The organism is Sphingobium indicum BiD32, assembly GCF_000382885.1.
Lineage (GTDB): Bacteria > Pseudomonadota > Alphaproteobacteria > Sphingomonadales > Sphingomonadaceae > Sphingobium > Sphingobium japonicum_C.
The window spans coordinates 1-24,728 of sequence record NZ_CAVK010000134.1; the positions used below are offsets into that span (position 1 = coordinate 1).

Consider the following 24,728-nt stretch of genomic DNA (forward strand, 5'->3'; position numbering starts at 1 on the left):
ATCGTCACCACGCCCTAGTCAGCACTTGTAAGAGTTTTACCACCACCCGCTCATCCTCGATCCGCGCCACCACGCGATAATCGCCGATCCGCCAGCGCCAATAGCCCGCATGGTCGCCGGTCAGCGTGCTGCCCAGCGTGCGCGGATCGTCCAGCGTGGCGATCCGTTCATCGCTCAATAATGATACCGGCACTGCGCCACTTCCAGCGCCTGCACATCGCCCCTGCCGCTGACCCGATAGACCAGTCGATGCTCCTGATTGATCCGGCGTGACCACCAGCCGCTCAGATTGCCGCCGAGCGGTTCTGGCTTGCCCGTGCCGCGAAAGGGATCGCGGGTGCATTCCTTTAGCAACGCATTGATCCGCGCCAGCGTCTTGGTGTCACTGCTCTGCCAATGGAGATAATCTTCCCAGGCCGCTGGTGAAAAGACGATCTTCACGGCTCGATCAGCTCATGCTCCTCGCCGAGTCCGGCATCCAGCTGCGCGATGCCCTCCAGCAAATGCTTGGCGTTGGCTGGCGATGCCAGCAGATGCATCGTCTCCTGCATCCCTTCCCATTCGCTTTCCGAAATCATCACCACGCCCTCACCCTTGGGCCGCACGATCTGGATCGGCGCCCTGTCGGCGACGACACGGTCGAGTACGGCCTTGAGATTGGCGCGGGTTTCTGAAACACTGACTGTTTGCATAGGTGATATGTACCAAAATTCGTACCAAAATGCAAGGCGATTGCCACCCCACCGCCGCCCATGTTATAACCCCCGTATGAACGCACCCCTCAAAATCACCAAGATCGGCAACAGCGCCGGGGTCATCCTGCCCAAGGAGTTACTGGCCCATCTTCACGCCAGCGCCGGGGACAGTCTCTCGGTCGTTCTCACGTCGCGCGGTATCGAACTGTCTGCGGCCGAACCGGATTTCGATGCCCAGATGGCGGCGGCGCGCGATGTCATGGCGCGGCGCAAGCGGGCGCTGCGTGAACTCGCGAAATAATGGTGGGCCGGGACTGGGTCTGGGTGACGCCTGCGGTGGCGGAGGCGGCCCATGCCGAACAGATTGCGGAACATGGCGGCGGGGGCGATGGGCTGCGGGATCGTGGCCTGTTTGAAAGCGCCATGGCGCGCCCACACAATCAGGCGCTTTACGGCGATCCTGACGCGGCGGCGCTGGCGGCGGCCTATGCCTATGGCCTCGCGCGCAATCATCCCTTCATCGACGGCAACAAACGGATCGCGGCGGTGGTCAGCGAAACCTTCCTGCTGCTCAACGGCTATCGATTGACCGCGACCGACGCGGAACTGGTGGTGGCTTTTCTGGAACTGGCGGCTGGCGATTTGACTGAAGCCGACCTCGCCGACTGGTTCCGCCAGCATAGCGCGACCGCCTGATCCGCGCCTGTCCTACATTGCGGGTTGCTGCTAATCTCAACCCCGGCTCCTTCCCACCGTCTGCTTCCCTGACCCCGACAGCGCACCATCGCTTCGGTCGCCCGCCGACTTTGGATAAAATCCTCATGCGCGACATGGGCGAAGTTTGCGAACTTCCGCGCCGCCCTTTCCCCACGCCCAATACATCTTGCGACAATTCCCGCTGGCCCTTGCCAATATTTTGCGACAACTGCCCGCTAGAGCAGAGGCACAATATGTGTCCGGGGGTAAATGCGTGCGCCGATCCACTTCGTTCGTCCTGTTTTCGCTGATGCTGGGGGCCGCGCCCGGCGCGCTGATGGCGCAAGAGGCGCCGCAGGCTGCCCCGCAGATGGACGATGGCGAGGAGATCATCGTCACCGGCCAGCCGCAGCGCGGCGCGGTACCGGGCAATATCGAGCCGGAACAGCAATTGAGCGGCGCGGACGTCCGGGCGCTGGGCGTGACCTCGATTTCCGAGTTGATCAGCGAATTGTCGCCCCAGACCAACGGGTCGCCCGTCATCCTGCTCAACGGCAAGCGGATTTCCAGCTTCTCGGAAATTTCCGACCTGCCGTCCGAAGCGGTGGCACGGGTGGATATCTTGCCCGAACAGGTCGCGCTCTCCTATGGCTATGCGCCGACGCAAAAGGTGGTCAACATCGTCCTGCGCCAGCGTTTCCGCGCGCAAAGCATCGACCTGCGCGGTGGCACCACCACCGATGGCGGACGCGAAAATGGCCAGGCGGAGGGCGGTTTCCTGCGCATCCAGGGCGACAATCGTTTCACCCTGAACGTCAAATATAGCCGCGCCGCACAATTGCTGGAAAGCGAGCGCGACATCGTCAACATGGGCGCATCCCGCGTCACCGCGCCCACGCGCGGCGCGGAAATCGACCCGGCGCTATCCGCACTGGCGGGCGCTATCGTGACCCAGACCGGCATCCCCGCCAGCGCCGCGACGGGCCTGCCGACACTGGCCAGCTTCGTGCCGGGCACGACCGCCAGCGAGGCCATCGACCTCACCCCCTATCGCACGCTCAGCCCCGCGACCGAAAATTTCTCAGCCAATGCCACCCTTGCCCGCGCCCTGGGCGGCGTGTCGGCGACGATCAACGGGCGGGTCGAACTGTCCGACAGCGATTCGCTGCAAGGCCTGTCGCAGGCCGCGCTTACCCTGCCTGCGGGCAACCCCTTCTCCCCCTTTACCAATGACGTCGCGCTCTCGCGCTATCTGGTCCAGCCCGGCGCGCTGGGGCAACAGGTGCGCGGCACGACGGCGCACCTCGGCGTGACGCTCAACGGGCGGCTGGGGGGCAGCTGGCAATGGTCCTTCACCGGCAATGGCGACCTGTCGATCACCCGCACCCGCACCGACCGGGGAGTGGCGACTGGCGCGATCCAGACGGCGCTCGACGCGGGGGACGCCAGCGTCAATCCCTATGCCAGCTTCGTGCCCGACCTGATCGCCACCCGCCTGACCGACAGCGCGCGGGCAAAATCGCAGGCGGTGCAGGGCGACCTGCTGGTCAGCGGCGCGCTGTTCGACCTGCCAGCGGGGCAGGCGATGACGTCGGTGCGGATCGGCGCGTCGGCCAATGGCTTTGAAAGCCGCTCCACCCGCGCCGGGGTAGAAAGCCGGTCCGATTACAGCCGCGAAATCGGCAGCGGGCAGGTCAGCCTCGACCTGCCGCTCACCAGCCGCTCGCGCGACGTGCTGGGCGCGGTCGGCGACATCGGCGTCAACCTGAACCTCGCCGCGCAGCAACTCTCCGACTTCGGCACCCTCTCGACGCTCGGCTACGGCCTGCGCTGGCAACCGGTCAAGGCGGTGCAGCTGTTGATGTCCGCCAATCAGGACCGCGCCGCGCCGACCGGCACGCAGATCACCGATCCGCTGATCGCCACCCCCAATGTCACCATATTCGACTATGCCACCGGGCAGAGCGTGTTCGTCACCCAGCTGTCGGGCGGCAATGCCAGTTTGCGCGAAAGCGTGCGCGACCAGTTCCGCCTGAGCGCCACGATCAAGCCGTTCGACAAGCCCAATCTGACGCTGACTGCCACCTATCTCAACAGCCGCACCAGCAACCCGATCGCGGCCTTTCCATCGCCAACCCCGGCGATCGAGGCGGCCTTTCCCCAGCGCTTCGTGCGCGACGCGGATGGCAATCTGCTCCAGATCGACACACGCCCGACCAATTTCCTCCGCGCGCAAAGCGAACAGCTCCGCTGGGGCTTCGACCTGTCGATCCCGCTCAAATCGCACATTCAGAAAGTCATGGAAGCCTGGCGCGCGGCAGGCGGCAAGCCGGAGGACCGCCCACCCGAATTGCAGGCCTTGTTCGGCAATCGGCAGCCCCGGTCCGAAGCCAGTTCCCCACCCGGCGCAGGCGGTGATCGGCCACGTCGCGAGGGTGGCATGGGCGCCGGCGGTGGTCGCCCCGGTGGCGGCGGCTTTGGCGGCCCGCGCGGTCCCGGCGGCGGTGGCGGGCGGCTGAGCTTCAGCCTCTATCACAGCTGGCACCTGACCGAGAGCATCATCATCGCGCCCGGCGTGCCGCAGCTCAACCTGCTGGATGGCGACGCGACCGGATCGTCAGGCGGCCAGCCGCGCCATGAATTGGAAGGTCGGATCGGCTATATGAACAACGGCATCGGCGCGCGGCTGGGCGTCGACTGGGAAAGCGGCACCCATGTCGATGGCGCGCTTGGGGGTGCGTCGCGGCTGGACTTCGGCAGTCTGGCGACGGTCAATCTGCGCATCTTCGCCAATCTGGGGCAGATGCCGCAACTAGTGAAATCCGTGCCCTTCCTGCGCGGCGCGCGGCTGTCGATCGGCATCGACAATATCTTCAACCAGCGTCGCGAGGTGACCGATGCCACTGGCATGACCCCGCTGCGCTACCAGCAGGACTATCTCGATCCGTTGGGCCGCGCGGTGACGATCAGCTTCCGCAAGCTGTTCTTCCCCAATTTTGCCGCCAATAATCGTCCACGTAGTTAAATTGCTGTTAGCCACGCCTAAAGCATGATGCGCCCCGGTCGTTATGATGTTCATAGATGGTTCGGGGAGACGGCAGATGAAGCCTATCAGAATTGTGGTGGTCGACGATTCGCTCACCATCCGTGCGATGATCGAAACCCTGCTCGAACGCGACCGCCGGGTCGAGGTGGTGGGCATCGCCCGCGACGGGGTGGAAGCGATCGAGATGATCCGGGCCGAAAAGCCCGACGTGGTGACGCTGGACATCGCCATGCCCGGCAAGGACGGGATGGCGATACTGGACGAGATCATGGATATGGAACCATGCCCGGTGATCATGCTGTCCAGCCTGATGCGCGACGGCGCGCCGATCGTCGCCGAAGCGATGGACCGGGGCGCGGCCGCCTGCTTCAACAAGGCGATGATCGTGCGGGAAGCGACCCGCTTCGTGACGCTCATTAAGAGCGTGGCACGCGGCCTGATTGAGGCGGAAGCGGAACCGGTCGCGATCGCCGCCTGAACAATTGATATGACATGCAAAAGGGGAGGGGCAGAACATCTGCCTCTCCCCTTTTGCATGTGGGCGGGATTGGAGGCACGGCGCCCTAGGGAGGCCATTTGTTGCCTCTTCCCACCCTCGCGCCCGTTACGGATTGCGGACATCCACCGCGATGTTAGAAGGCGGTATGGCTGTGCGCTCAACTTGGCTCGATGAAGTCGTAATCCTCAATGACAGCGATGGTACAAGCATCGAAGAGAGTATGCCGGGTGATGTTTCGATATATCGAAGCGAAGGAGATGCGCTTAATGGAGTGGAGCCGTGGGCTGTCGAACACTCGCAGATATTTGCCTTTAATGCCGCAGGAAAAAGACTTGTTTTGGGCCTGGGGTCGGCTGGGCAGGTGATTATCGTTCGGCGAGAAGATTGCCCGGATGGTCCTGAGATTGTATTGAAGTGGCTTACATCACTGGCTCAAAATACGGTCGATGCGAGGGCTCGAGTTGCTCAAAACGGCAGGGTCGTTCTGAGTGGATATGAGGAAGACGGGGCATTACCAACGACCATCGAAGGCCTAATTGCCTACATTGGTTTCCCATGGACAAGCCCCCGGAATTGGCTCGCGCCGGGATGCTTATTGCTGCTGGCCGTGAATGCAGCGCTTTGCATCGCCCTTCTATGGAAAATGCTTTGAAGGCTGGATCATCCCAACCCGCCTCACCTAAGACGCCAGCGCCTTGGGCGCATTACGCAGCGCGGTGATGTCCACGATCCCGGCAAACTCCACGCCCATCCGGTCGTCCTTCGACCAGCGGGCGGTGGCGTTGACGAACTGGCCTTCGCCTAGCTCTATCGCGAACAATGTACCGAGCGGCACATTCCACAACCCTTCGATCAGCGCGCCGGTGGCGGAGATATTGCGGACCCGGCCGGTATAGACATGGCCGTCATGATGCACGCCAATGGTGCGCAGCATCGTCTTGCGTTCCGGGCGGCTCGATTGGAAGCCGTCGGCCGATGCCGCGGAGCCGGTCGTACGCTGGCCGGCCAGCACGTCGGCGGCGGGCATCGGGCGGCCATAAATATAGCCCTGAATATGGCTGCATCCCAATTGCCGGATCAGCGCCAGTTCGTCTTGTGTCTCTGCGCCTTCGGCCGTCGTGTCCATGCCCAGCGCTTCGGCCAGGCTGACGATCGCCTTGATGATCGCGCTGTTGCGGCTGCCCTTGGTCGCGGCCCCGCGCACGAAGCTCTGGTCGATCTTGATCTTGTCGAACGGCGCTTTTTTCAGATAGCCGAGCGAGGAATAGCCGGTGCCGAAATCGTCGAGCGCCAGCCGCACGCCCAGCGCTTTCAGCCGCGCGAACATGGCGTCGGTACCGTCATCATCGTTCAGGAACACGTTTTCGGTGATTTCCAGTTCGAGCCGTTCGGGTGCCAGCTGCGCATTGGCCAGCGCATTCATTACCGTGGAGGGGAAACCCGGATTGGCAAATTGGGTCGGCGACACGTTCACCGCAACGCGAATATCCTCCTGCCATTGGACGGCGTCGCGGCAGGCGGTGCGCAGCACCCATTCGCCAATCTGGGAGATCAGGCCGGTATCTTCGGCGATAGGGATGAACAAAGCGGGGGAAATCGCCCCGCGCACCGGATGGTTCCAGCGCAGTAGCGCTTCATAGCCGGTAATCTGCTCCGTCTTGGACGATACGACCGGCTGATACACCAGATGCAGGCCGTCGGCAGCTAGCGCATGGCGCAGATCTTCTTCCAGCGCGCGGCGATCCTCCGCATCGGCGTGCATGTCGGACGAATAGAAACGATGGACGCCCCGGCCATTGCCCTTGGCCGCATAGAGCGCCAGATCGGCGTTGCGGATCAGCGCGTCGGCGGTCACGCCATCCTGCGGGCAGGAAGAGATGCCGATCGACACGCCGATGACGACCGCTGTTCCCTCGATCGAGTAGGGCTGCGATACGGTAGCAATGATGCTTTGCGCCAGTTGCGCCAGCATCGTCTGGTCCTGATGGCCCGGCAGCAATATCTTGAATTCATCACCGCCCTGACGCCCGACAAGACCACGGTTGCCGACCACGCGCTGCAGACGCTGGCTGACCTGCCGCAACAGCGCGTCGCCAGCCGGATGGCCGAGCGTGTCGTTAACGCTCTTGAACCGGTCACGGTCCAGCATCATCAGCGTGCAATCACCCGCCTTGCCGTGCCGGTCGGCCACGGCCTGCTCCAGCGAACGCAGCATCTGGATACGGTTGGCAAGGCCCGTGAGCGAATCGAACTGGGCCAGCCGGGTGACTTCCGCCTGGCTGCGGCGCATTTCAGTCAGGTCTGTGCCCGACCCGCGAAAGCCGTGAAACTGGCCATATTCGTTGAACACTGGCTGGCCGGAAATCGACCACCAGCGCTCCTCCTTCGCCATGGCGGCGCGGACGGAGATATCGGAAAAGCCGGTGCGCGCCGACAGGTGGAAACCCAGCGTGCGTTCGCCATCGCCCTGCTGCTTGTCGCCGGGGCGGATGATTTCGGTGATCGGACGGCCGATCAGCCCGTCCTTGGGCGCATCCAGCGTATGTGCCAGCGTATCGGAAATATAGGTCAGGCACCCCTGCCGATCGGTTTCCCAGAACCAGCCGCGCCCGGTGCGCTCATGTTCCTGCAGCAGCCGGTCGGACCTTTGCGCGCGCAAATCCTGCCGCTGGCGCTCAATCGCGCGTTCCCGGTCCGCCGTGGCCTGGCGGAGCGTGGCGACCGCCATGACGATGACGCAGCTGACCAGCAGGCCGATCTGCGCCAGGCCCGCCTTTTCAGTCACGGATACCAGCAGCGCACCCAGAAAATAGCTGATGCCCAGCAAACGTCGGTCGCCAAAGATGCACACCGCCAGCAATGCTACCGCCAGTTCCGGCACGGCAGCCAGAAACAGCGAATCAGACGCCGCCTTCGGCTCATGGCCCAGCCACAGACTGAAGGTCAGGCCGGACAGGAACAGCATCGGCAGCATCAGCCAGTTCTGAACATGCGGCATCCGGGCCTGAAACAGCGATAGGCGCGGCACCACCATCAACGTGCCGTCAACCAGCAGCATCACGATCAGGACGACTAACTGTTCATTGTCACCGGGCCGAAAGAAGGGGATGCCCAGCAGGGTGATCACACACAGCTTGGCCAGCAGGATCAGCGGCCACAGGCGCGCAATCTGGACAAAGGCGCCGGAAATCCACGATGCGGCAACCTCGGTCCCGCTCTCCGCCAGCCCCAGCGCAACCATGAGCGACATGGAACGGGAGGGATTATCGGAGAGGGACGCACGCAATGGAGACATGCGCTTTGTTTAACGCCCGTTCGTTTACATTGAATTACTTCAAACGAAAGGACTTTTGCATGTTTAACGGCACTAGACGCGCCTGCCAAACATGCCGCTGGTCATACGCGCATCGGCATCAATACATAGAGCGCCGGGCTGCGGTCATTTTCGCGGATCAATGTCGGTGCCGCAGCATCGGCCAGATGCAGTTCTACCGTCTCGCTATCGATCTGGCCCAATATGTCGAGCAGATATCGCGCGTTGAAGCCGATGTCGAAACCCTCGCCCTGAAATACGCCGGACACTTCTTCGGCCGCCGTGCCGTTTTCGGGGCTGGTAACCGACAGGGTGATCTTGTCGCGGTCCAGGCTCATCTTGACCGCGCGGGTCTTTTCGGTCGCGATGGTCGCCACGCGGTCCACCCCTTCCTCGAAGCTGCGCGGGTCGATCTTGAGCAGCTTGTCGTTCGCGGTCGGGATGACGCGGCTATAATCGGGGAAAGTGCCGTCGATCAGCTTGCTGGTCAGGATCGCGCTGCCCAGGCCGAAACGGATCTTGCTGGCGGACAGCGAAATCTGCACCGAACCCTCGACCTCGTCGAGCAATTTGCGCAATTCGCCGATACATTTGCGCGGGATGATGATGCCGGGCATCCCGTCCGCGCCATCGGGGCGGGGCACGGTGACGCGGGCCAGGCGATGGCCGTCGGTCGCGGCGGCCTTCAGCACCGGCTGGCCGTCATCCGACACATGGAAATAAATGCCGTTCAGATAATAACGTGTCTCTTCGGTCGAGATCGCAAAGCGCGTCTTGTCGATGATCTGCTTCAGCGTCTCGGCGGGCAGTTCAAAGCTGGTCGGCAGGTCGCCTTCCGCGATCACCGGGAAATCGTCACGCGGCAGTGTGGACAGGTTGAAACGCGCACGCCCCGCCTGGATCAGCATCTTGCCATCGGCGGCTTGAAGCGACACCTGGCTGCCTTCGGGCAGCTTGCGGGCGATGTCGAACAATGTGTGGGCGGAAATGGTGGTGGCGCCGGCCTGCTCCACCTGCGCGGAAATACTCTCGACCACCTGCAGGTCCAGATCGGTCGCCATCAGCTTGATCGCGCCATCGGCCGATGCCTCGATCAGCACGTTGGACAGGATCGGAATCGTATTGCGCCGCTCGACCACCGACTGGACGTGGCTCAGGCTCTTCAACAGCGTCGCGCGTTCGATGGTCGCCTTCATGTCCCTGTTCTGTCCGTTTCTTTTTCTGCAAGTGGCCCGGATGCAGTCGAATCCGGGTGACTATGATGGATGGTTCTTCATAACCGCTGTTGCGGCATGGGCAAGCACTCGCTCACGCTTTCACATCGGAGCGCGCTTGCAAAACGGGACAGGTTGCGCTCTGCCATGGCACATGAGCCGCATCGCTGCCCTGTTGATCGTCCTGCTGATGGTCGCAACCCCCGCCGCCGCGCGGGATTCGCTCGGCATGTTCGATCGCTGGGGGGCGTTTCGTGATCCCGGTGCTGGCCAGAACGGGCCGCGCTGCTACGCCATCGCCCGGCCGGCCAAACGCGGGGGGCGGGTCAGCAGCGGTTTCGCCTCGGTCGGCACCTGGCCACGTAACAAGGTGCGGGGCCAGGTCCATTTCCGCCTGAGCCGCAGTCGCGCGGACAAGGCCGTAGTGACGCTGAGTGTCGGCGAACGCCGCTTCACCTTGGTCGCGGGGCGCAGTGACGCCTGGGCTGCCGACCCGCGCGGCGACGCAGCGATCATCGCCGCCATGCGCTCCGCCAGCAGCATGAGCATCCAGACCAGCGACGCGAAAGGCCGCGCCTTCGCCGACAGCTACCCCCTGCGCGGCGCGGCGACGGCGATCGATGCAGCGGCGCTGGGGTGCGCACGATTGCGGTAAAGCGGCAGTGCTTTAAACATCAGCGAAAATCGACTATGGGCGCGGTCATGCAATCAGCCGCCAACCCCATCATGCCGATTCCCGGCCTTATCGACCCTGTGCCAGTTCCGCGCGCCGTGACGCCGCGCGCTGATGGCCGCACCGACCTGCTCGGCCTGTCCCGACCGCAGATCAAAGGCGCGCTGGAGGAGGCGGGGCTGGACGCGAAGGCGGCGAAGCTGCGCTCCAAACAGCTGTTCCACTGGCTCTATCATCGCGGCGAAACCGATTTCGAGGCGATGACCGATCTTGCCAAGCCGATGCGCGGCTGGATGGCGGAGCGCTTCGTCGTCGGCCGTCCGCAGGTGGTGGAGGCCCAGGTCTCGACCGATGGCACCCGCAAATGGCTGCTCCGGTCCGATGACGGGCAGGATTATGAGATGGTGTTCATCCCCGATGCGGATCGCGGCACGTTGTGCGTGTCGAGCCAGGTCGGTTGCACGCTCAACTGCCGCTTCTGCCACACCGGCACGATGCGCCTGGTCCGCAACCTGACACCGGGCGAAATTGTGGGTCAGGTCATGCTGGCGCGCGATGCGCTGGGCGAATGGCCCAAGGGGAATATGGGCAGCGCCGCCGCCATCCCGGACGATGAGGATGAGGACGCACCCCAATATTCGCCCGACGGGCGGATGCTGACCAACATCGTCATGATGGGCATGGGTGAGCCGCTCTATAATTTCGAGCATGTCCGCGATGCGCTGAAGGTCGTGATGGACGGCGATGGCCTGGCCCTCTCGCGCCGCCGCATCACCTTGTCGACCAGCGGCGTCATTCCGATGATGGCGCGGGCGAGCGAGGAAATCGGTGTAAACCTCGCCGTCTCGCTCCATGCCGTGACCAAGGCAGTGCGTGACGAGCTGGTGCCGATCAACAAGAAATATGGGATTGAGGAACTGCTCCAGGCCTGCGCCGACTATCCCAAGGCCAGCAATGCGCGCCGCATCACTTTTGAATATGTGATGATCAAGGACAAGAATGACAGCGATGATGATGCGCGCGAACTGGTCCGCCTGATCCGCAAATATAAGCTGCCGGCCAAGGTCAACCTGATCCCGTTCAATCCCTGGCCCGGCACCGACTATGAATGTTCGACGCCTGATCGGATTCGCTCGTTCAGCTCCATCGTGTTCGAGGGCGGCATTTCCGCTCCGGTCCGCACTCCGCGCGGGCGCGACATCATGGCGGCCTGCGGGCAATTGAAATCGGCGAGCGAAAAGAAAAGCCGCGCGGAACTAGACCGGCTGGCCGAAGAAAAGCAGGCGGCGCTGGGCTGATCTTTTCCAGACGGAACCGTATCGCAGCAAGCCCCGCCAGCAATAGCGGGGCTTTTGCTTTGGGGGAGTGATGATGACCGACGCAGACATAGAGCGACTCGCAACCGGCTTTTGCGCCTGCACCCTGCCCAAGGCGCAATGGACACATGGCGCGCATTTCGCGACCGCGCTGTGGCTGATCCTCCAACGCCCCGACATCACGCCCGAACGCGACATGCCCGGCATGATCCGTCTCTATAATGAGAGCGTAGGCGGGGTGAATAGCGACATGGGCGGCTATCACGAAACGATCACCCAGGCATCGCTGCACATGACGCGCGTGCTGATTGCGGAACTGCCGCAGGATGCGACACCCGCGATCGCCTTCGCCGCGCTGATGGCATCGCCGCTGGGGGACAAGGACTGGCTGTTCACCTACTGGTCGCACGCAACCCTGATGTCGGTCGCGGCGCGCAGGGGCTGGGTCGCGCCGGACCTGCAACCCTTGCCCGCATAGAAAAAGGGCCGCCCGATGGACCGCCCTTTCCCTTATTTCAAACTGGTCCGCAAGGATCAGAAGCGGAAACCGACGCCGACCATCGCCGCGTCACGGCCACCCAGATTCTGCTCATATTCGGTGCGCTGATATTCAGCCGAGATATAGGTGTTCGGGGTCGCCGCGAATTCCAGACCGCCGCCGAAACGCACGCCCTCAAAACCGACGCCGACGCCGGCGGTTTCAAAGCGGGTGGTGGCATAGCCGACCTTGCCGAACGCCAGGACACGCGGGGTGGCGACGAAGCCAAGGCGCAGCGACGCGGCGAGATCGCGGCTGACGTCCAGGCCCGTATCGTCGATGGTGGTGTCGCCCAGGCTGACTTCGACGCCGCCGGTGATGCGCGGCGCGAGCGCCAGATCGTAACCGGCCGAAACGCCATAGGCGACGCCTTCTTCGCCGCCGATCTTGTCATAGCCCAGCGTCACGCCAGCGCGCGGCCCGGTGAAGGGCGCAGCATCCTGAGCGAAAGCAGGGGCCGAAACGCAGGCAGCAGCAATCGCTGCGAAAATCACAGTTTTCATAAAGTCCTCAATATATATTCATGGCCGAATAGAGAAATTCATCCGGCATTCAGGATCGATGCAAAGAAATTATGGATAAAATAACACAACTCCTCCTGCCCATATCTCCGCCTTGTCTGGGGAATATATGGACGCGATCGGCATCGTCATCGCGCAACCGCCATCTAGGTTCGCCCTTTTCGTTTGCAAAGGGGCTAGGTCTTTATTTCAAATGATTTCAATCCTCTGTTGCAAAAGTGTAACAACCACCCGTGGGATGGCCGTCGGCTCGATACAGCGAACGCCCGTGGACTAAGCGTCCCGATCGGTTAGAATAGGCGGTATGGACAGCGTGACCCCAAAGGCGACCGGCACCGTCAGGCGGCACCGCCTGTCGACACGGCTGTGGCACTGGCTGAACGCGGCTTTGCTCTATATCCTGTTCACCAGCGGGCTTGGCATTTTCAACGCCCATCCCCGCCTCTATTGGGGGCAATATGGCGCGAATTTCGACGCTGCCTGGCTGGAACTGGATCGCTTCCCCGGCTGGCTGACCCTGCCTGCGCTCTACAGCCTGGCCATGTCGCGTCATTGGCATCTGGCCGCCGCGCCGCTCTTTGCCTTCGCTTTGCTTTTCTACATGCTCTGGAGCCTCGCCAACCGGCATATCGTTTGCGATCTGGCTTTTCGCCGCGCGGACCTTGCCCCCCGCCATATCTGGCAGGATATCAAGGATCATGCCCGGCTACGCTTTCCCACCGGCGCGGCCGCGTTGCACTATAATGTGCTGCAAAAGGCCAGCTATATCGGCGTCATCTTCCTGCTGCTGCCGCTGCTGATCCTGACCGGCCTGACCATGGCACCGGGGATGAACGCGGCCTGGCCCTGGCTGGTCGATCTGTTCGGCGGGCGGCAATCGGCGCGCTCGCTCCACTTCATCGCTGCCTTCGCGCTGGTCGCCTTCTTCCTTGTTCATATCCTGATGGTATTGCTGGCGGGGCCGGTGAACGAGGTGCGATCGATGATCACCGGTCGGTATCGCGTGCCGGAGGAAAGGCCATGATTCTTACCCGCCGCACCTTGCTGCTGGGAGCCACCGCGACGCTGGCGGGCTGCGACCGGCTGGGACGGAATGAAACCGTGCGCGATGCGCTCTTTTCGGCTGAAAATTTCCACCGCTGGGCGCAACGCAGCCTGATGGCGCGCGACGCGCTGGCGCAGGAATTCCGGCCCGACCAGATTTCGCCCATCTTCCGCGCCAACGGCACCGCCAACCCGAATACGCCTGCCTATAAGGCGTTGTGGCGCGGTAACTTTGCCGACTGGCGGCTGCCCGTGACGGGGCTGGTGACGCGCCCGCTCTCGCTGTCGCTGGCGCAGTTGCAGGCGATGCCCCCACGCACCCAGATTACCCGCCATGATTGTGTCGAAGGCTGGAGCGCCATAGGCAAATGGCGCGGCGTTCCGCTGAAACCGATATTGGAGGCCGCGGGGCTGCACGACAACGCCCGCTATCTCGTCTTTCGCTGTGCCGACGATATGGGCGGGGGGCGCCCCTATTATGAGAGTATCGACCGGTTCGATGCCTTCCACCCCCAGACGATCCTTGCCTATGCGCTCAATGATCGCCCCCTGACCGTCGCCAATGGCGCGCCGCTGCGGCTCAGGGTCGAACGGCAATTGGGCTATAAGCAGGCCAAATATCTGATGGGGATCGAGGCGGTCGCAACATTGGATGGCATCGGCAAGGGCAAGGGCGGCTATTGGGAGGATCATGCCGGGTACGACTGGTATGCCGGGATTTGACCTGCGCCGTTCGGGGTGACAGATTATCGCCATGACACTGTTCGAGCGGATCCTGCGGCGACTGGTCAGTCACGGCCAGTTGACCATATTCACCCCTGACGGCAGGCATTTCACGGTCGGCACGCCTGATCCTGCTTTCCCCGATCTGGCGCTGCGGTTGCAGGACAAACGGGTTGCTTTCGACATTGTGCGCGATCCACGGCTGGGCATGGCCGAAGCCTATATTGACGGGCGGGTGACGATAGAAGGCGGCGGCATCATGGAATTTCTCTCCATGATCCGCGCCAATAATCCCTGGGAAAGCGGCCGCTCGATCGATGCGAAAAATACGCTGGCCCGCGGTCTGGGCAGCGCCCGGCAAAAATTGTGGCGCGCCAATCACAAGGCGCGGGCGAAGGCCAATGTCGCCCATCATTATGATCTGTCGGCCGCGCTCTACGCCCTCTTCCTCGACCGCGACCGCCAATATAGCTGCGCCTACTGGCCCGATGCGGACAATGACGCGGGCATCAGCCTGGACCAGGCGCAGGAGGACAAGAAGGCGCATATCGCCGCCAAGCTCCTGCTCAAGCCGGGCATGAAGGTGCTGGACATTGGTTGCGGCTGGGGCGGCATGGCGCTCTACCTCCACCGCACCTGCGGCGTTGATGTGACCGGCATCACCCTCTCGCAGGAACAGCTCAAGATCGCGCGTGAACGGGCGCAGGCGGCGGGCGTGGCCGATCATGTCCGTTTCGAGCTGATCGACTATCGCGACGTTCAGGGACCGTTCGACCGGATCGTGTCGGTCGGCATGTTCGAGCATGTCGGCACCGCCCATTACCGCACCTTCTTCAACAAATGTCACGACCTTCTGACCCCCGACGGGGTGATGCTGGTCCACACGATCGGCCGGATGGGCGGACCGGGTATCACCGACGCCTTCACCCAGAAATATATCTTCCCCGGCGGCTATATCCCGGCCCTGTCGGAAATGGTCGCGGGCAGTGAGGGCACGCGGCTGATGGTGACCGATGTGGAGGTGCTGCGCCTCCATTATGGCCTGACCATCCGCCACTGGTACAAACGGGCGATGGCGCATCGCGCCGATATCATCGCCCTCTATGACGAGCGCTTCTTTCGCCTGTGGACCTTCTATCTGGCCGGCGCGGCGACGGTGTTCGAGCATGGCGGCATGGTCAATTATCAGGTCCAATATGCCCGCGACCGCCGCACCCTGCCAATCACCCGCGACTATATGCAGGAAGCGGAGGCCGCCCTCCAGGGGCGCTGACTGGCTGAACCGCCGCTAAATGGCGCGTTCGCGGACGGTTCAGTCGGGCCGGTGCATTGTCCCCCTCATGGTCCCGCCTCTGGAGCGGTGGGGCGATTGAGGAGAGCGACATGAACATCATCTGGAAAGGCGCGGCGGCGCTTGGCCTGACTGTAGTAGGCCTGGCCATGGCAGCCCCCGCGCAAGCACAATATTATGGCGGCTATCGTGATGGCTGGCGCGGCGACCGTGGCCATCACTGGAATAATGGGCGCTGGGATAACCGGCGCTGGGACAATCGCCGCCACTGGCGCGGCGACCGGCGCGACTGGCGCTATCGCGGCTATCGCCAGCGTTGCTGGACCGAATGGCGCTACGACTATTATCGCGACCGCGACGTGCGCGTACGCATCTGCCGCTGATCGCATGACCAGCCTGCAACCCGCCGCCGATCGGAGGCGGGTTGCAGCAGGACGGGCAAACGGCTAGGCGCGGCGCAACCTTGCAGGAAATATCTGACCATGAGCGACACGCCCCCCGATCATCTGTCCACCAACCCGCGCAGCCCCCATTTCGACATGGATGTGCTGCAACGGGGTATCGGCATCCGTTTCAAGGGACGTGAGCGCAATGATGTCGAGGAATATTCGATTTCCGAAGGGTGGATCCGCGTTGCCGCCGGCAAGACCCGCGATCGCCACGGTAACCCGCTGACGATCAAGCTCAGTGGTCCGGTCGAAGCCTGGTTCCAGAATCCGGCGGAAGAGTCCGAAGAAAAACCCGCCGACGCCGAATAAGCGATATCGGCGCACTTCGCGCCGATCAGTTCAGCATCGTTTCCCGCTTCACGTCGGCGATGATCGCGCTCAGCGTCCGTTGCGACGGGGCGTTGTCGGCATATTCGACGATGAAGGGATCGGCCTCCAGCCGTGGCGCGGCCTTACGTCCGCTGGCCTTGACCCGCACCATTTGCGGGACGGTGCGGGACGGCGTCATCGCGGCGGGCAGCCGTTCGTCATCCCACTGTTCCCGATCGACACGGGCAAAGCGCACGCTGCTGCCCAGCGCCGGATCCGGCGTGAAGTCGTGCAGTTTGGCCTTGGCCGGATAGATGAAGCCGAAGGTCGGGTTGGTGCGCGCGCCCATCTGCCCGGTGGGGCTATGCCACACCCGCACCTCGCTCCAGTCGCCCGCGTCCGACACGTCGATCGCCAGCACATCCTCCTCGATCGCGCCGGGCACCGACCAGTTGGCATGGCGGATCAGCACGCGCCGGTCATCCAGCACGCGGCTGACCACCGCGACATGCCCCAATGTCATCGGTCCTGCCGGACGGAAGGCCAGTACCGCGCCCTTTTTCGGCTTTTGTCCGCGCTTATAGTGCGCCGCCGCCTGGTCCCACCAGGTCAGCGCATCCCCGCGGATCGCCACCCCTGACACGATGCGCGCATAGGGGACGCATTGCAGCACGCCCGCGCCCCACAGAGGCGCAGCGCTCAGGCCGGACAGCAGGCACACCGCCGCCCAGCGAAACTGTCGAATCATATGCGATTCCGAAACCTTGAGAATCGCCCCACCGGGATCGATCCTAGTTCCTGACCTGTTATGAAGCGGTTAAATGCTTTAGAAAGCGGAGCGCGCGGCACCGGCGACGCTTGGATCGGCCATGGCGACCTGGACCGGCTGGTCGATGGTCTTGGGCTGATCGGCATAGATGAAGCCGTTTGCGGGGTTGGAGCGCAGCCCCAGATTGCCGATCGGGCCATACCATACGCGCACGTCCGACCAGTCATTATTGGCCGATACATCGACAGCGCGGACATTGCGCTCGATGCCGCCACGATAGGACCAGTTGGCATGGGTCAGCAGCACTTCGCGCTGGCTCACCACCTTGCTGACCATGGCGACATGGCCGACCGGCATCGCACGGCTGGAGGCGAAGGACAGGACGGCGCCAACGCGCGGTTCATGGCCGCGATCATAGCGGCCCTGCGCCTGGTTCCACCAGGTATTGGCATTGCCGTGCAACTGGATGCCCGACACCTGACGGGCATAGGGCGCGCATTGCAGCACTCCGGCCGTCGCAGGCGAAACGATCAGGAAAGAGAGCGCACAAAGAGCAGCGGCGATAAGCCGTTGAAAACCACTGATCATGCGAATGCGACCCCGACCTTGTTCTAGGCTTTTGCCCCGTTGAGAGGCTTTAGGGCAGACGGAAGGTCAGATGAAAAGCGCTGGGCGACGAGTCGTTGCGGGGGCGGGTTATATCGCGGAACGAAAAACATGCCCCGCTGTTACAGTCAGCCGGGTTGCCGACGTTAATTCATTGAAAAGACTGGATTCGGTTCCCGTCATCCAGACTTGTCCGCCCGTTTCCTCCAATCGGTCGAACAAGGCGGCCCGTCGCGACGGGTCGAGATGCGCTGCCACTTCGTCGAGTAGCAACACTGGCGGCTGGCCGCGATGTTCGGCCACCAGCGCGGCATGGGCCAGCAGGATCGACAGCAGCAGCGCCTTTTGCTCACCGGTCGAACAGAGCGCGGCGGGCTGGTTCTTGGCAATGTGGATCACCGACAGGTCGTGCCGGTGCGGCCCGGAAAGGGTGCGCCCCGCCGCCGCGTCGCGCCGCCGTTCCCGCCCTAACCGCTCCGTCAATGGCGCGTCGCTGCCGTCATCCTCGCCCTCGATCGTCACGAACGGTCGGGCGAAGGGCGCGTCGGGCTGCCCCGCCAGCGCCAGATTGAGCCGCGCCACCAGATCGCTGCGCGCTACCGCCAGCGCCGCGCCATGCTCGCCCATCTGTGCCTCCAGCGCCGATAGCCACGCCGGGTCGGCTCGCCGCACATCGGTCAGCAGCCGGTTGCGCGCCCGCATCGCGGCATCATAACGCGCGCTGTGCGCCGCATGGGTCGGGTGCAGCGCCAGCGTCAGCCGATCCAGAAAACGCCGCCGCCCACCGGGGCTATCCAGGAACAGCCGGTCCATCGCCGGGGTCAACCAGACGATCGACAGATGATCGGCCAGCGCATTGGCGGACGATGCCACCCCGCCGATCCGCACCTGCCGCCGATCGGGCGTCGCGGCGGCAACCCCGGTGCCCAGCACCACGCCATCCACCTCCGCCGCAATGCCGAAACCGCCCGGCCCGTCCTGCCGCGCCATCGCCCGCAACGCCGCTCCCCGCAGCCCGCGTCCGGGTGCCAGCATCGACACGGCTTCCAATATATTGGTCTTGCCCGCGCCATTGTCGCCGGTCAGCAGGATGAAACCATGATCAGGCACGATCAGCGCGTCCGCATGATTGCGGAAATCGCTTAAGGTCAGGCGGCCGATCATCGCCCGGCTGTAGCCGGGTCTGCGCGCACGGGAAAGCGTTTAGCAGCGCTTGCGCGTCACTGCCGTCCCGTCATTGATGATCGTCAGCCTACTGCCATCGGCCGCAGGACGGAGGGTCAGTGTCCGGCTCCAACTTTGCCCCTCGCCAGTGAAGGTCGCTCCGACCGACAACTGGCCGTCCGCACCGGACGTCACCGCCTCGACCGTGCCGACGCTTTCGTGAAAGACCAGCTGGTCGGGCAGGATGTTCAGTTCCAGATCGGCCGCGCGGTCACCGCATTTGTCTGTCACGCCGGTCCAACGGCCCTGCAAGGCGGCGGGGATCGGCCCGGATGCCGGGGGAGGGGGGGATGGTTCCATTGGCATGGTCGCGTTGATCTGCGGAGGCGCGTCTTGCGCTTGCTCCGTCCGGTCGCTGATATTCGCGACGACGCCGGGCTGCGCTTCCGGCTTTTCGGCAGGCTTGTCGCAGGCGGCAAGGGCGATCAGCGGGAGGAGGGCAAGGGCAAGACGCATCACAACAGAACCGGCGAGCCGCCTTGCGGTTCCTGTGCCTGATCGTGACCGATTGCCGTCGCCATGCTATTCTCCCTGTCGATGTGAAAGAGGGAGAGCATGTCATGCCGGTGCTGGGAATGGGCGGATTATTCTTTCGCGCGCGTGATCCTGATGCGCTCAATGCCTGGTATCGCAACCATCTGGGCGTTGGCGCGGGTTGCGTGTCGGACCCGGATGCCAGGCCCGACGAATGGACCTGGCGGACATTGGGCGGGCCGATGGTGTTTTCCGCGTTCAAAGCGGACAGCGATTATTTCGCCGCGGACAAGGCATTCATGATCAATCTGCGCGTATCCGACCTCGATTCCCTTCTGACCGGCTTGCGGGATGCTGACATTGCCGTCATCACCAATCCCGAATGGGATCATCCCGATGTCGGGCGTTTTGCCCGTATTCATGATCCCGAAGGCAATGCCATTGAATTGTGGGAGCCGCCCGCGCCCGCCGCCTGACCGTCATTTTAAGGAGCCTGATGATGAAGCGCCTGTCCCTCTTGCTCGCTGCCGCCGCCACCCTACTGGGATCGAGCGGGGCGATGGCCGCCCTCGCCATCGGGGCCAAGGCGCCCGATTTCACCACCCGCGGCGCGCAGGCGGGCAAGACTTTCACCCTGACCCTGTCGCACCAGTTGAAGCGTGGTCCGGTCGTCCTCTATTTCTTCCCCAAGGCGTTCACGCCGGGCTGCTCGGCCGAAGCGCGCGAATTTGCCGACAATATCGACAAGTTCAAGGCGGCCGGGGCCACCGTGATCGGCATGTCGGCCGACCCGGTCGATGATCTGGTCGCCTTTTCGACCAAGGAATGTGCGGGCAAATTCGCCGTGGCGTCGGCCGGGCCGGGCATCGTGTCGGGCTATGACGTCGCGCTCAAGATGCGGCCGGGCATGACCGACCGCACCTCCTACGTCATCGCCCCGTCCGGCCGCATCGCCTTCGTCCATTCGGAAATGAATTACGCCGAACATGTGAAAAGCACGCTGGCGGCGGTGCAGGCGATGAAGCAGAAATAAGCGAGTGATTCCAACGCCCGTTCGCCCTGAGCCTGTCGAAGGGCCGAGCTTCGACAAGTCCGGGCCGGACGGGCGTGAGTATTATACACCCAGAAAATCCCCACCCTCGATTCGCGCCAGTCCCGCCACATCGCGCGCATAAATATAGGTCCAGGCCTCGACCGGCCCATCATGCCCCTGCACCGTCACCATCCCGCGTCGATATTCGTGCGGCGTCGGAAAATGGGCCGCACATTCCTCATAGTCGTCCAGTCGCGCCAGCAATGCAGCCGGATCGGGCAGGGCAAACAGGTCGCCCGTCACCGCGCCCTCACCGCCCGGCACGAAGCCGGGATAGGTCTCGACCCGATAGAGCGCACCGCGCGCGGTGGCCGGCCCGATCACCGGGGCCACCCTACGCAGCCATCGGGCCATCGGCCCATCGAAACCGGGCCGCAACGTGCCATAGACGAACAGAAATGAGTCGCTCATGCGGCGCCTTTGGAAATTATCCCGACAAACGGTGAATTTCCCCAACTAGCGGAAACTCTCACGCGCACAACATGCCAACTCGCAGCCGAAAGTCGCGAATTTCCGGGGGAAAGTGAAATTGGCACGGCTCCTGCAATCCTGTTGGGCATCAAGGCCGGATCGCCCGGCCAGCCAAAAATCAGGGAGTTCCTACCATGTCCATCGCCAAGTTCCACAACACGGCCGTCGCCTTTGTCGGCGCTTTCATCGTCGCCAGCCTGTTCGTCAGCGCTGCCGTCCCGGTCGTGCCGATCGCCTGATCGACCCGCATTTCCACCTGTCATCATCAGAAGGCCAGATACATGAACAACAGCTTCACCCTCGACCGTCGCCACGGCAAGATCATGGGCGTGTGCGCGGGCTTGTCCAATCGCACCGGGCTGGACGTCACCCTGATCCGCATTGCCGCCGTCCTGCTGACGCTGTGCGCACTCGGCCCCGTCGGCGTTGTGGCTTATCTGCTCGCGGGCTGGCTTGCCGAGGGGTAAGCCGACGGCAAGCTGATGGCTAATTAACCTATAATAAAAGAGCCGCCCCGGCATAGGCCATGGGCGGCTTTTTATGTCCCGACGAGTCGGGATAGAGATGAGCGCGGTTTGCGCTCAGGCGTAAAGCACCGAATAGAAGGTCAGCATCTGCACGCCGACCGCAACCACCAGCGCAGCGCCCTGAAAAGCCTGTCGCATATGTAACTCCAATATGGTCATTCATTGCCGCCCGTTCTGGGCGGATCGGGCCTATGCGCCCGTCATGCTGTTGTAACAATCGCAAAGCGCGGCGTACCGATTGCAATAAATGCAACAGTCTGTTGCTATAATGCGGCACCTAGTGCGAGTGCCGCCGCCGGATTGCGCTGCTTCGCCCCACTGATGAAGAAGGCAAAGACATCGCCGGACGCTGCCAGTGTCCGCGCCTTTGCCGCCCAGTCCGCCAGCGCCGCCGCGCCATAGCCGGTCGCCTCTTCCGCCTGAGTCCGCATCAGCCGCAGGTAGGAAAAGCCGACATCCGCGCCCCGGATCGCGGGATAGGTGTCATGATCGGCCAGCACTACCGCTGCCCCCGCCGCCTGCGCCATCGCCAGAAAGGCAGGATCGTCAAAACTGGCGTGCCGCACCTCCAGCGCATGGCGCAGCGGCACGCCATCGACGCTGGCGGGCAGCAGCTTCAGGAACGCACCGAAATCATCGGGATCGAACGCCTTTGTCGGCATGAACTGCCACAATATCGGTCCCAGCCGGTCGCCCAGCTCGGCTATGCCCTGCCCGACGAACTTGCCGACCGACTCGCCAGCTTCGGCCAACACCCGCCGATTGGTGCAATATCTCGACGCCTTGACCGCGAACTGGAAGCCGTCGGGTACCGCCTTCGCCCAATTGGCAAAGGTCGCGGGCTTCTGGCTGCTATAATAGGTCGCATTGATCTCGGTCGCGGTCAGATGTTGCCCGACATAGGCCAGCTCGTCCTTCTGCCGCAGCCCGGCCGGGTAGAAAGTCCCGCGCCACGGCTCGAACACCCAGCCGCCAATGCCGACCCTGATCCGTCCCGTCATCCCGACCTCCTGCGCGATATTGCGCTGCCTATGTCTATCTCACTGTCGGCCTTTTCAACCCGATCAGCCACGGCTTGACCCCGCGCGTCGGCTTCGCCGTGCCATCCATCCGCCGCGCTCGCTGGATCAGTATCGGCTTGACGATCATCTGCCCCCGCATCGGACCTGTTCCGCAACAGGTCGGCACCGCCAATATCTTTTTCACGACCGCCATCCCGCCCACGACATGGCCGAACGCGGCATAGCCGATAGATCCCTCACGTGCGTCCATCGTCGGGGTCGCGCCAATCGTGATGAAGAAATTGCCCATCGCCGAATTGGTCCGGTTGGGCCGCGCCATCGACAGGGTAGCGTCGCGATGGAGGATGCCGGTCTGGCTGGTCGGCTCATGCACCACCGGCGGCAGCGATCGCCGCACATCCATATCGATCCCGCCCTGGATCAACCCCTGCGTCGGTGCGCTCCTGCGCCGCGCCGCGCGATAGAAGGTCACGCCGTCGAACCTCCCGTCATCCACATAGGTCAGGAAATTGGCCGATGTCCGTGGCGCACGCCTTGTATCGAGCGCGACGATGATCGTCCCCACCGACGTCTCGATCGCCACCCGGATATAGCCCGGCGTCGGCCGGTTCGCTGGCAGTGCAAGGGCAAGGCCGGGCGTGAGGAGGGACAGCAATATGGCAAGGCAACGGGCAAACAGGCGCATCGACAGACGAACACTCACGGTCGGGAAGGGGGAACTCCAAGGCTAAAGTCCCCGCACGCCCGGCGCAATCTTCTGCTGCCAGATTGGGAGCAGGTGACAAAATAATGATGGAGGAAAAATGGTGCCCGGAGACGGATTCGAACCGCCGACACAGCGATTTTCAATCGCTTGCTCTACCAACTGAGCTATCCAGGCACGGCCAACTGCGGATGGCTCCGCCCGATGGAAGCGTGCCTATAGTCGTCAATCCGCGTCGCTGTCCAGCCCATAATCGCTGCTTTTTTGCATGCCCTCTTCCGCGGCTGGTCCCGGCACGCGATAGCCCTCGCCCAGCCATTGTAGCAGGTCGCGATCGCGGCAGGCGGGGCTGCAAAAGGGACGGGTTTCGGGCTTTGCGGGTTGGCGGCAGACCGGGCAGGCGGCGGGTTTAGGCGACATGGCCTGCGCCCAAAGCAAGCGCCGCGTCGGCCTTCAGGGTGATGGCGCCGCCGCGCCGCTTGGCCAATTGTTCGATCCAGTCGGTCTTGCGATAGAGCAAGTCGGTGATCGCCGGAGCGGCGGTCAATGTTGCAGGACCGCCATTGCCGTGCCGCTCGGCGCGTCGCAGCAGCGCCAGCGCCGCCGTCTCGACCGGATCGGCGCGCAGCAGTTCGATGAGGTTGGCCCGTTCGCGCTTGCGGATGATCTGGAGGAAGCCGAAGCCGTTGACCGCAGTGCGCTCGAAGGGAAGCGGCAGATATTTGTCGATCTGCGCCGCCGCGATCATCCGCTCATCCTTGTTGTTCATGGTCGGCAGGTCGATGCCGATCGACCCCGAAAGCCCCATGCGGCGAATCGTCTGCGCCGCGATCTTGGCACCCTTCGGCCCCAGTTGCGCAGGCGGCAGCGATCCATCGACATCGATCAGCAGCATGGCGGGCGTGACATAGAGGCGCAGCGCCGCCGCTTCGGTGCCGACATCGCCGCTGATCGCCTCCTCCATCAATTCAGTCCAGCCGACAGCCTCCAGCCGGTCCTCCTCATGCGCGGGGCAGGGGACGACGGGCGTGCCGGTGGCGCGCAGCCGTTGCAGCAGGCTTGGCCCGGCATGGGGCTTGCTGCCCGGCTGGGCGATCCGGCCCTTGGCGCGCTTGGGGCGGCCTTCTTCGGGGATCGCCTCACGCAATATTTCGACCAGCACGGTCGATCCTTCGGATGTGCGCGGCGGCAGCGGTTCGATCAGCACTTCTTCCTGGCTTATCAACCGCACGACGCCGCGCTTCTTGGGGATCAGCGTCTGGGTCAGGCGCCCTTGCGCGACGGCCCCTGCGCGCACGCCCCCGGTTTCGCGCTCGATCAGCGCCTCGACCAGACGGCCCTTTTCCACCAGCGCGGCGCGGGCCTCGCCAATGCCTTCTTCGTAAAGCCATTCGGCCATGTCAGTTCCTAATCGAGTGCATAGCCCGCCGCCTTCAACAGCGTGCGGGTTTCATAAAGCGGCAGGCCCATGATCGCGCTATGGCTGCCCTGAATCGCGCGGATCAGGCCAGC

31 protein-coding genes, 1 tRNA gene and 1 pseudogene are annotated in these 24,728 nt (G+C 63.4%); 16 read left to right on the forward strand and 17 right to left on the reverse strand.

Annotated elements, in window-relative coordinates; genetic code table 11:
- Positions 1–4: 4 nt before the first annotated feature.
- Genes EBBID32_RS24585 through EBBID32_RS13260 form a run of 3 tightly spaced genes read right to left on the reverse strand, consistent with a single transcriptional unit; the run spans position 5 to position 692 of the window.
- Positions 5–193, reverse strand: a complete 189-nt coding sequence (locus EBBID32_RS24585) for a type II toxin-antitoxin system RelE family toxin (protein ID WP_006958557.1) — start codon at positions 191–193, stop codon at positions 5–7.
- Positions 175–441 (reverse strand): Txe/YoeB family addiction module toxin, encoded by a 267-nt coding sequence (locus EBBID32_RS13255; RefSeq protein ID WP_006958559.1) that lies wholly within the window; start codon positions 439–441, stop codon positions 175–177. Before EBBID32_RS13255 ends, EBBID32_RS24585 begins: the two co-directional genes overlap by 19 nt.
- Positions 438–692, reverse strand: a complete 255-nt coding sequence (locus EBBID32_RS13260; RefSeq protein ID WP_006958561.1) for a type II toxin-antitoxin system Phd/YefM family antitoxin — start codon at positions 690–692, stop codon at positions 438–440. Before EBBID32_RS13260 ends, EBBID32_RS13255 begins: the two co-directional genes overlap by 4 nt.
- A gap of 76 nt (positions 693–768) precedes the next feature.
- Between EBBID32_RS13260 and EBBID32_RS13265 the strand changes: the two genes are divergently transcribed.
- The 5 genes from EBBID32_RS13265 (at position 769) to EBBID32_RS24155 (ending at position 5,588) form a co-directional block, all read left to right on the forward strand.
- A complete protein-coding gene (locus EBBID32_RS13265; protein WP_006958563.1) occupies positions 769–996 on the forward strand; it encodes an AbrB/MazE/SpoVT family DNA-binding domain-containing protein in 228 nt (75 codons plus the stop codon).
- Positions 996–1,391: a type II toxin-antitoxin system death-on-curing family toxin gene (locus tag EBBID32_RS13270; RefSeq protein ID WP_006958564.1), complete on the forward strand. Its 396-nt coding sequence runs from the start codon at positions 996–998 to the stop codon at positions 1,389–1,391. Before EBBID32_RS13265 ends, EBBID32_RS13270 begins: the two co-directional genes overlap by 1 nt.
- Before the next feature lie 274 nt (positions 1,392–1,665).
- The gene (locus tag EBBID32_RS13275; protein ID WP_037490688.1) at positions 1,666–4,416 is read left to right on the forward strand and encodes a TonB-dependent receptor; all 2,751 of its coding nucleotides are present in this window, start codon (positions 1,666–1,668) and stop codon (positions 4,414–4,416) included.
- Positions 4,417–4,492: 76 nt separating this feature from the next.
- Entirely contained in the window at positions 4,493–4,915 is a 423-nt protein-coding gene (locus tag EBBID32_RS13280) for a response regulator (protein WP_006958568.1), read from the forward strand.
- Positions 4,916–5,081: 166 nt separating this feature from the next.
- Positions 5,082–5,588, forward strand: a complete 507-nt coding sequence (locus EBBID32_RS24155) for a hypothetical protein (protein ID WP_156022567.1) — start codon at positions 5,082–5,084, stop codon at positions 5,586–5,588.
- 27 nt (positions 5,589–5,615) lie between these two features.
- Here the strand turns inward: EBBID32_RS24155 and EBBID32_RS13285 are convergent, their stop codons facing one another.
- Both EBBID32_RS13285 and dnaN read right to left on the reverse strand, forming a co-directional pair.
- Complete coding sequence (locus tag EBBID32_RS13285) at positions 5,616–8,186, reverse strand: EAL domain-containing protein (protein ID WP_081628088.1); 2,571 nt, start codon at positions 8,184–8,186, stop codon at positions 5,616–5,618.
- Positions 8,187–8,332: 146 nt separating this feature from the next.
- Positions 8,333–9,445, reverse strand: coding sequence for a DNA polymerase III subunit beta (dnaN, locus tag EBBID32_RS13290; protein ID WP_006958571.1), 1,113 nt, complete (start codon positions 9,443–9,445; stop codon positions 8,333–8,335).
- Positions 9,446–9,617: 172 nt separating this feature from the next.
- Between dnaN and EBBID32_RS13295 the strand changes: the two genes are divergently transcribed.
- From EBBID32_RS13295 to EBBID32_RS13305, 3 genes are all read left to right on the forward strand, one after another.
- Positions 9,618–10,118: a hypothetical protein gene (locus EBBID32_RS13295; RefSeq protein WP_006958573.1), complete on the forward strand. Its 501-nt coding sequence runs from the start codon at positions 9,618–9,620 to the stop codon at positions 10,116–10,118.
- 47 nt (positions 10,119–10,165) lie between these two features.
- Positions 10,166–11,434, forward strand: coding sequence for a 23S rRNA (adenine(2503)-C(2))-methyltransferase RlmN (rlmN, locus tag EBBID32_RS13300; RefSeq protein WP_037490708.1), 1,269 nt, complete (start codon positions 10,166–10,168; stop codon positions 11,432–11,434).
- A gap of 73 nt (positions 11,435–11,507) precedes the next feature.
- Positions 11,508–11,930, forward strand: a complete 423-nt coding sequence (locus EBBID32_RS13305) for a hypothetical protein (protein ID WP_006958578.1) — start codon at positions 11,508–11,510, stop codon at positions 11,928–11,930.
- A 56-nt stretch (positions 11,931–11,986) separates the two neighbouring features.
- On the opposite strand, the gene EBBID32_RS13310 is transcribed toward EBBID32_RS13305, so the two are convergent.
- Positions 11,987–12,493, reverse strand: a complete 507-nt coding sequence (locus tag EBBID32_RS13310; RefSeq protein ID WP_037490697.1) for an outer membrane protein — start codon at positions 12,491–12,493, stop codon at positions 11,987–11,989.
- A 322-nt stretch (positions 12,494–12,815) separates the two neighbouring features.
- Between EBBID32_RS13310 and EBBID32_RS13315 the strand changes: the two genes are divergently transcribed.
- The 5 genes from EBBID32_RS13315 to EBBID32_RS13335 all read left to right on the forward strand — a co-directional run bounded on the left by EBBID32_RS13315 (position 12,816) and on the right by EBBID32_RS13335 (position 16,327).
- The gene (locus EBBID32_RS13315) at positions 12,816–13,535 is read left to right on the forward strand and encodes a cytochrome b/b6 domain-containing protein (protein ID WP_006958582.1); all 720 of its coding nucleotides are present in this window, start codon (positions 12,816–12,818) and stop codon (positions 13,533–13,535) included.
- Positions 13,532–14,278 carry a molybdopterin-binding protein gene (locus EBBID32_RS13320; RefSeq protein WP_006958584.1) on the forward strand — a complete coding sequence of 249 codons (747 nt, stop codon included), beginning with the start codon at positions 13,532–13,534 and terminating at the stop codon, positions 14,276–14,278. The genes EBBID32_RS13315 and EBBID32_RS13320 overlap by 4 nt, the downstream gene beginning before the upstream one ends.
- 31 nt (positions 14,279–14,309) lie before the next feature.
- Positions 14,310–15,551 (forward strand): SAM-dependent methyltransferase, encoded by a 1,242-nt coding sequence (locus tag EBBID32_RS13325; protein ID WP_006958586.1) that lies wholly within the window; start codon positions 14,310–14,312, stop codon positions 15,549–15,551.
- A gap of 110 nt (positions 15,552–15,661) precedes the next feature.
- Positions 15,662–15,952 (forward strand): hypothetical protein, encoded by a 291-nt coding sequence (locus EBBID32_RS13330; RefSeq protein ID WP_006958588.1) that lies wholly within the window; start codon positions 15,662–15,664, stop codon positions 15,950–15,952.
- A gap of 99 nt (positions 15,953–16,051) precedes the next feature.
- Positions 16,052–16,327, forward strand: coding sequence for a DUF3297 family protein (locus EBBID32_RS13335; protein ID WP_006958589.1), 276 nt, complete (start codon positions 16,052–16,054; stop codon positions 16,325–16,327).
- A 25-nt stretch (positions 16,328–16,352) separates the two neighbouring features.
- Here the strand turns inward: EBBID32_RS13335 and EBBID32_RS13340 are convergent, their stop codons facing one another.
- The 4 genes from EBBID32_RS13340 to EBBID32_RS13355 all read right to left on the reverse strand — a co-directional run bounded on the left by EBBID32_RS13340 (position 16,353) and on the right by EBBID32_RS13355 (position 19,382).
- Complete coding sequence (locus EBBID32_RS13340) at positions 16,353–17,075, reverse strand: CHAP domain-containing protein (RefSeq protein ID WP_006958591.1); 723 nt, start codon at positions 17,073–17,075, stop codon at positions 16,353–16,355.
- Positions 17,076–17,153: 78 nt separating this feature from the next.
- Positions 17,154–17,684, reverse strand: coding sequence for a CHAP domain-containing protein (locus EBBID32_RS13345; protein ID WP_006958593.1), 531 nt, complete (start codon positions 17,682–17,684; stop codon positions 17,154–17,156).
- 108 nt (positions 17,685–17,792) lie between these two features.
- Complete coding sequence (recF, locus tag EBBID32_RS13350) at positions 17,793–18,866, reverse strand: DNA replication/repair protein RecF (protein ID WP_006958595.1); 1,074 nt, start codon at positions 18,864–18,866, stop codon at positions 17,793–17,795.
- A gap of 39 nt (positions 18,867–18,905) precedes the next feature.
- Positions 18,906–19,382 (reverse strand): hypothetical protein, encoded by a 477-nt coding sequence (locus EBBID32_RS13355; protein WP_006958597.1) that lies wholly within the window; start codon positions 19,380–19,382, stop codon positions 18,906–18,908.
- Between the two features lie 104 nt (positions 19,383–19,486).
- Here EBBID32_RS13355 and EBBID32_RS13360 point away from each other — a divergent pair, with 104 nt between their 5' ends.
- Positions 19,487–19,876, forward strand: coding sequence for a VOC family protein (locus EBBID32_RS13360; protein ID WP_037490702.1), 390 nt, complete (start codon positions 19,487–19,489; stop codon positions 19,874–19,876).
- Positions 19,877–19,899: 23 nt separating this feature from the next.
- Positions 19,900–20,433 (forward strand): peroxiredoxin, encoded by a 534-nt coding sequence (locus tag EBBID32_RS13365; RefSeq protein WP_037490709.1) that lies wholly within the window; start codon positions 19,900–19,902, stop codon positions 20,431–20,433.
- 81 nt (positions 20,434–20,514) lie between these two features.
- Here EBBID32_RS13365 and EBBID32_RS13370 read toward each other — a convergent pair whose 3' ends face one another.
- On the reverse strand, positions 20,515–20,904 hold the full coding sequence (locus EBBID32_RS13370) for a gamma-glutamylcyclotransferase family protein (RefSeq protein WP_006958603.1): 390 nt from the start codon (positions 20,902–20,904) through the stop codon (positions 20,515–20,517).
- A 341-nt stretch (positions 20,905–21,245) separates the two neighbouring features.
- Between EBBID32_RS13370 and EBBID32_RS13375 the strand changes: the two genes are divergently transcribed.
- Positions 21,246–21,431 (forward strand): PspC domain-containing protein, encoded by a 186-nt coding sequence (locus EBBID32_RS13375; RefSeq protein WP_006958607.1) that lies wholly within the window; start codon positions 21,246–21,248, stop codon positions 21,429–21,431.
- Between the two features lie 323 nt (positions 21,432–21,754).
- Here EBBID32_RS13375 and EBBID32_RS13380 read toward each other — a convergent pair whose 3' ends face one another.
- The 6 genes and pseudogenes from EBBID32_RS13380 to EBBID32_RS13405 all read right to left on the reverse strand — a co-directional run.
- The gene (locus EBBID32_RS13380) at positions 21,755–22,492 is read right to left on the reverse strand and encodes a DUF72 domain-containing protein (protein WP_006958609.1); all 738 of its coding nucleotides are present in this window, start codon (positions 22,490–22,492) and stop codon (positions 21,755–21,757) included.
- Between the two features lie 34 nt (positions 22,493–22,526).
- On the reverse strand, positions 22,527–23,198 hold the full coding sequence (locus tag EBBID32_RS13385; RefSeq protein ID WP_006958611.1) for a peptidylprolyl isomerase: 672 nt from the start codon (positions 23,196–23,198) through the stop codon (positions 22,527–22,529).
- Between the two features lie 119 nt (positions 23,199–23,317).
- A tRNA-Phe gene (locus tag EBBID32_RS13390) sits at positions 23,318–23,393 on the reverse strand.
- Between the two features lie 48 nt (positions 23,394–23,441).
- A complete protein-coding gene (locus tag EBBID32_RS13395) occupies positions 23,442–23,636 on the reverse strand; it encodes a DNA gyrase inhibitor YacG (protein WP_006958613.1) in 195 nt (64 codons plus the stop codon).
- Positions 23,626–24,615, reverse strand: a complete 990-nt coding sequence (locus EBBID32_RS13400) for a hypothetical protein (RefSeq protein WP_006958615.1) — start codon at positions 24,613–24,615, stop codon at positions 23,626–23,628. Before EBBID32_RS13400 ends, EBBID32_RS13395 begins: the two co-directional genes overlap by 11 nt.
- An 8-nt stretch (positions 24,616–24,623) precedes the next feature.
- A pseudogene (locus EBBID32_RS13405) lies at positions 24,624–24,728 on the reverse strand (Maf family protein); the annotation flags it as partial.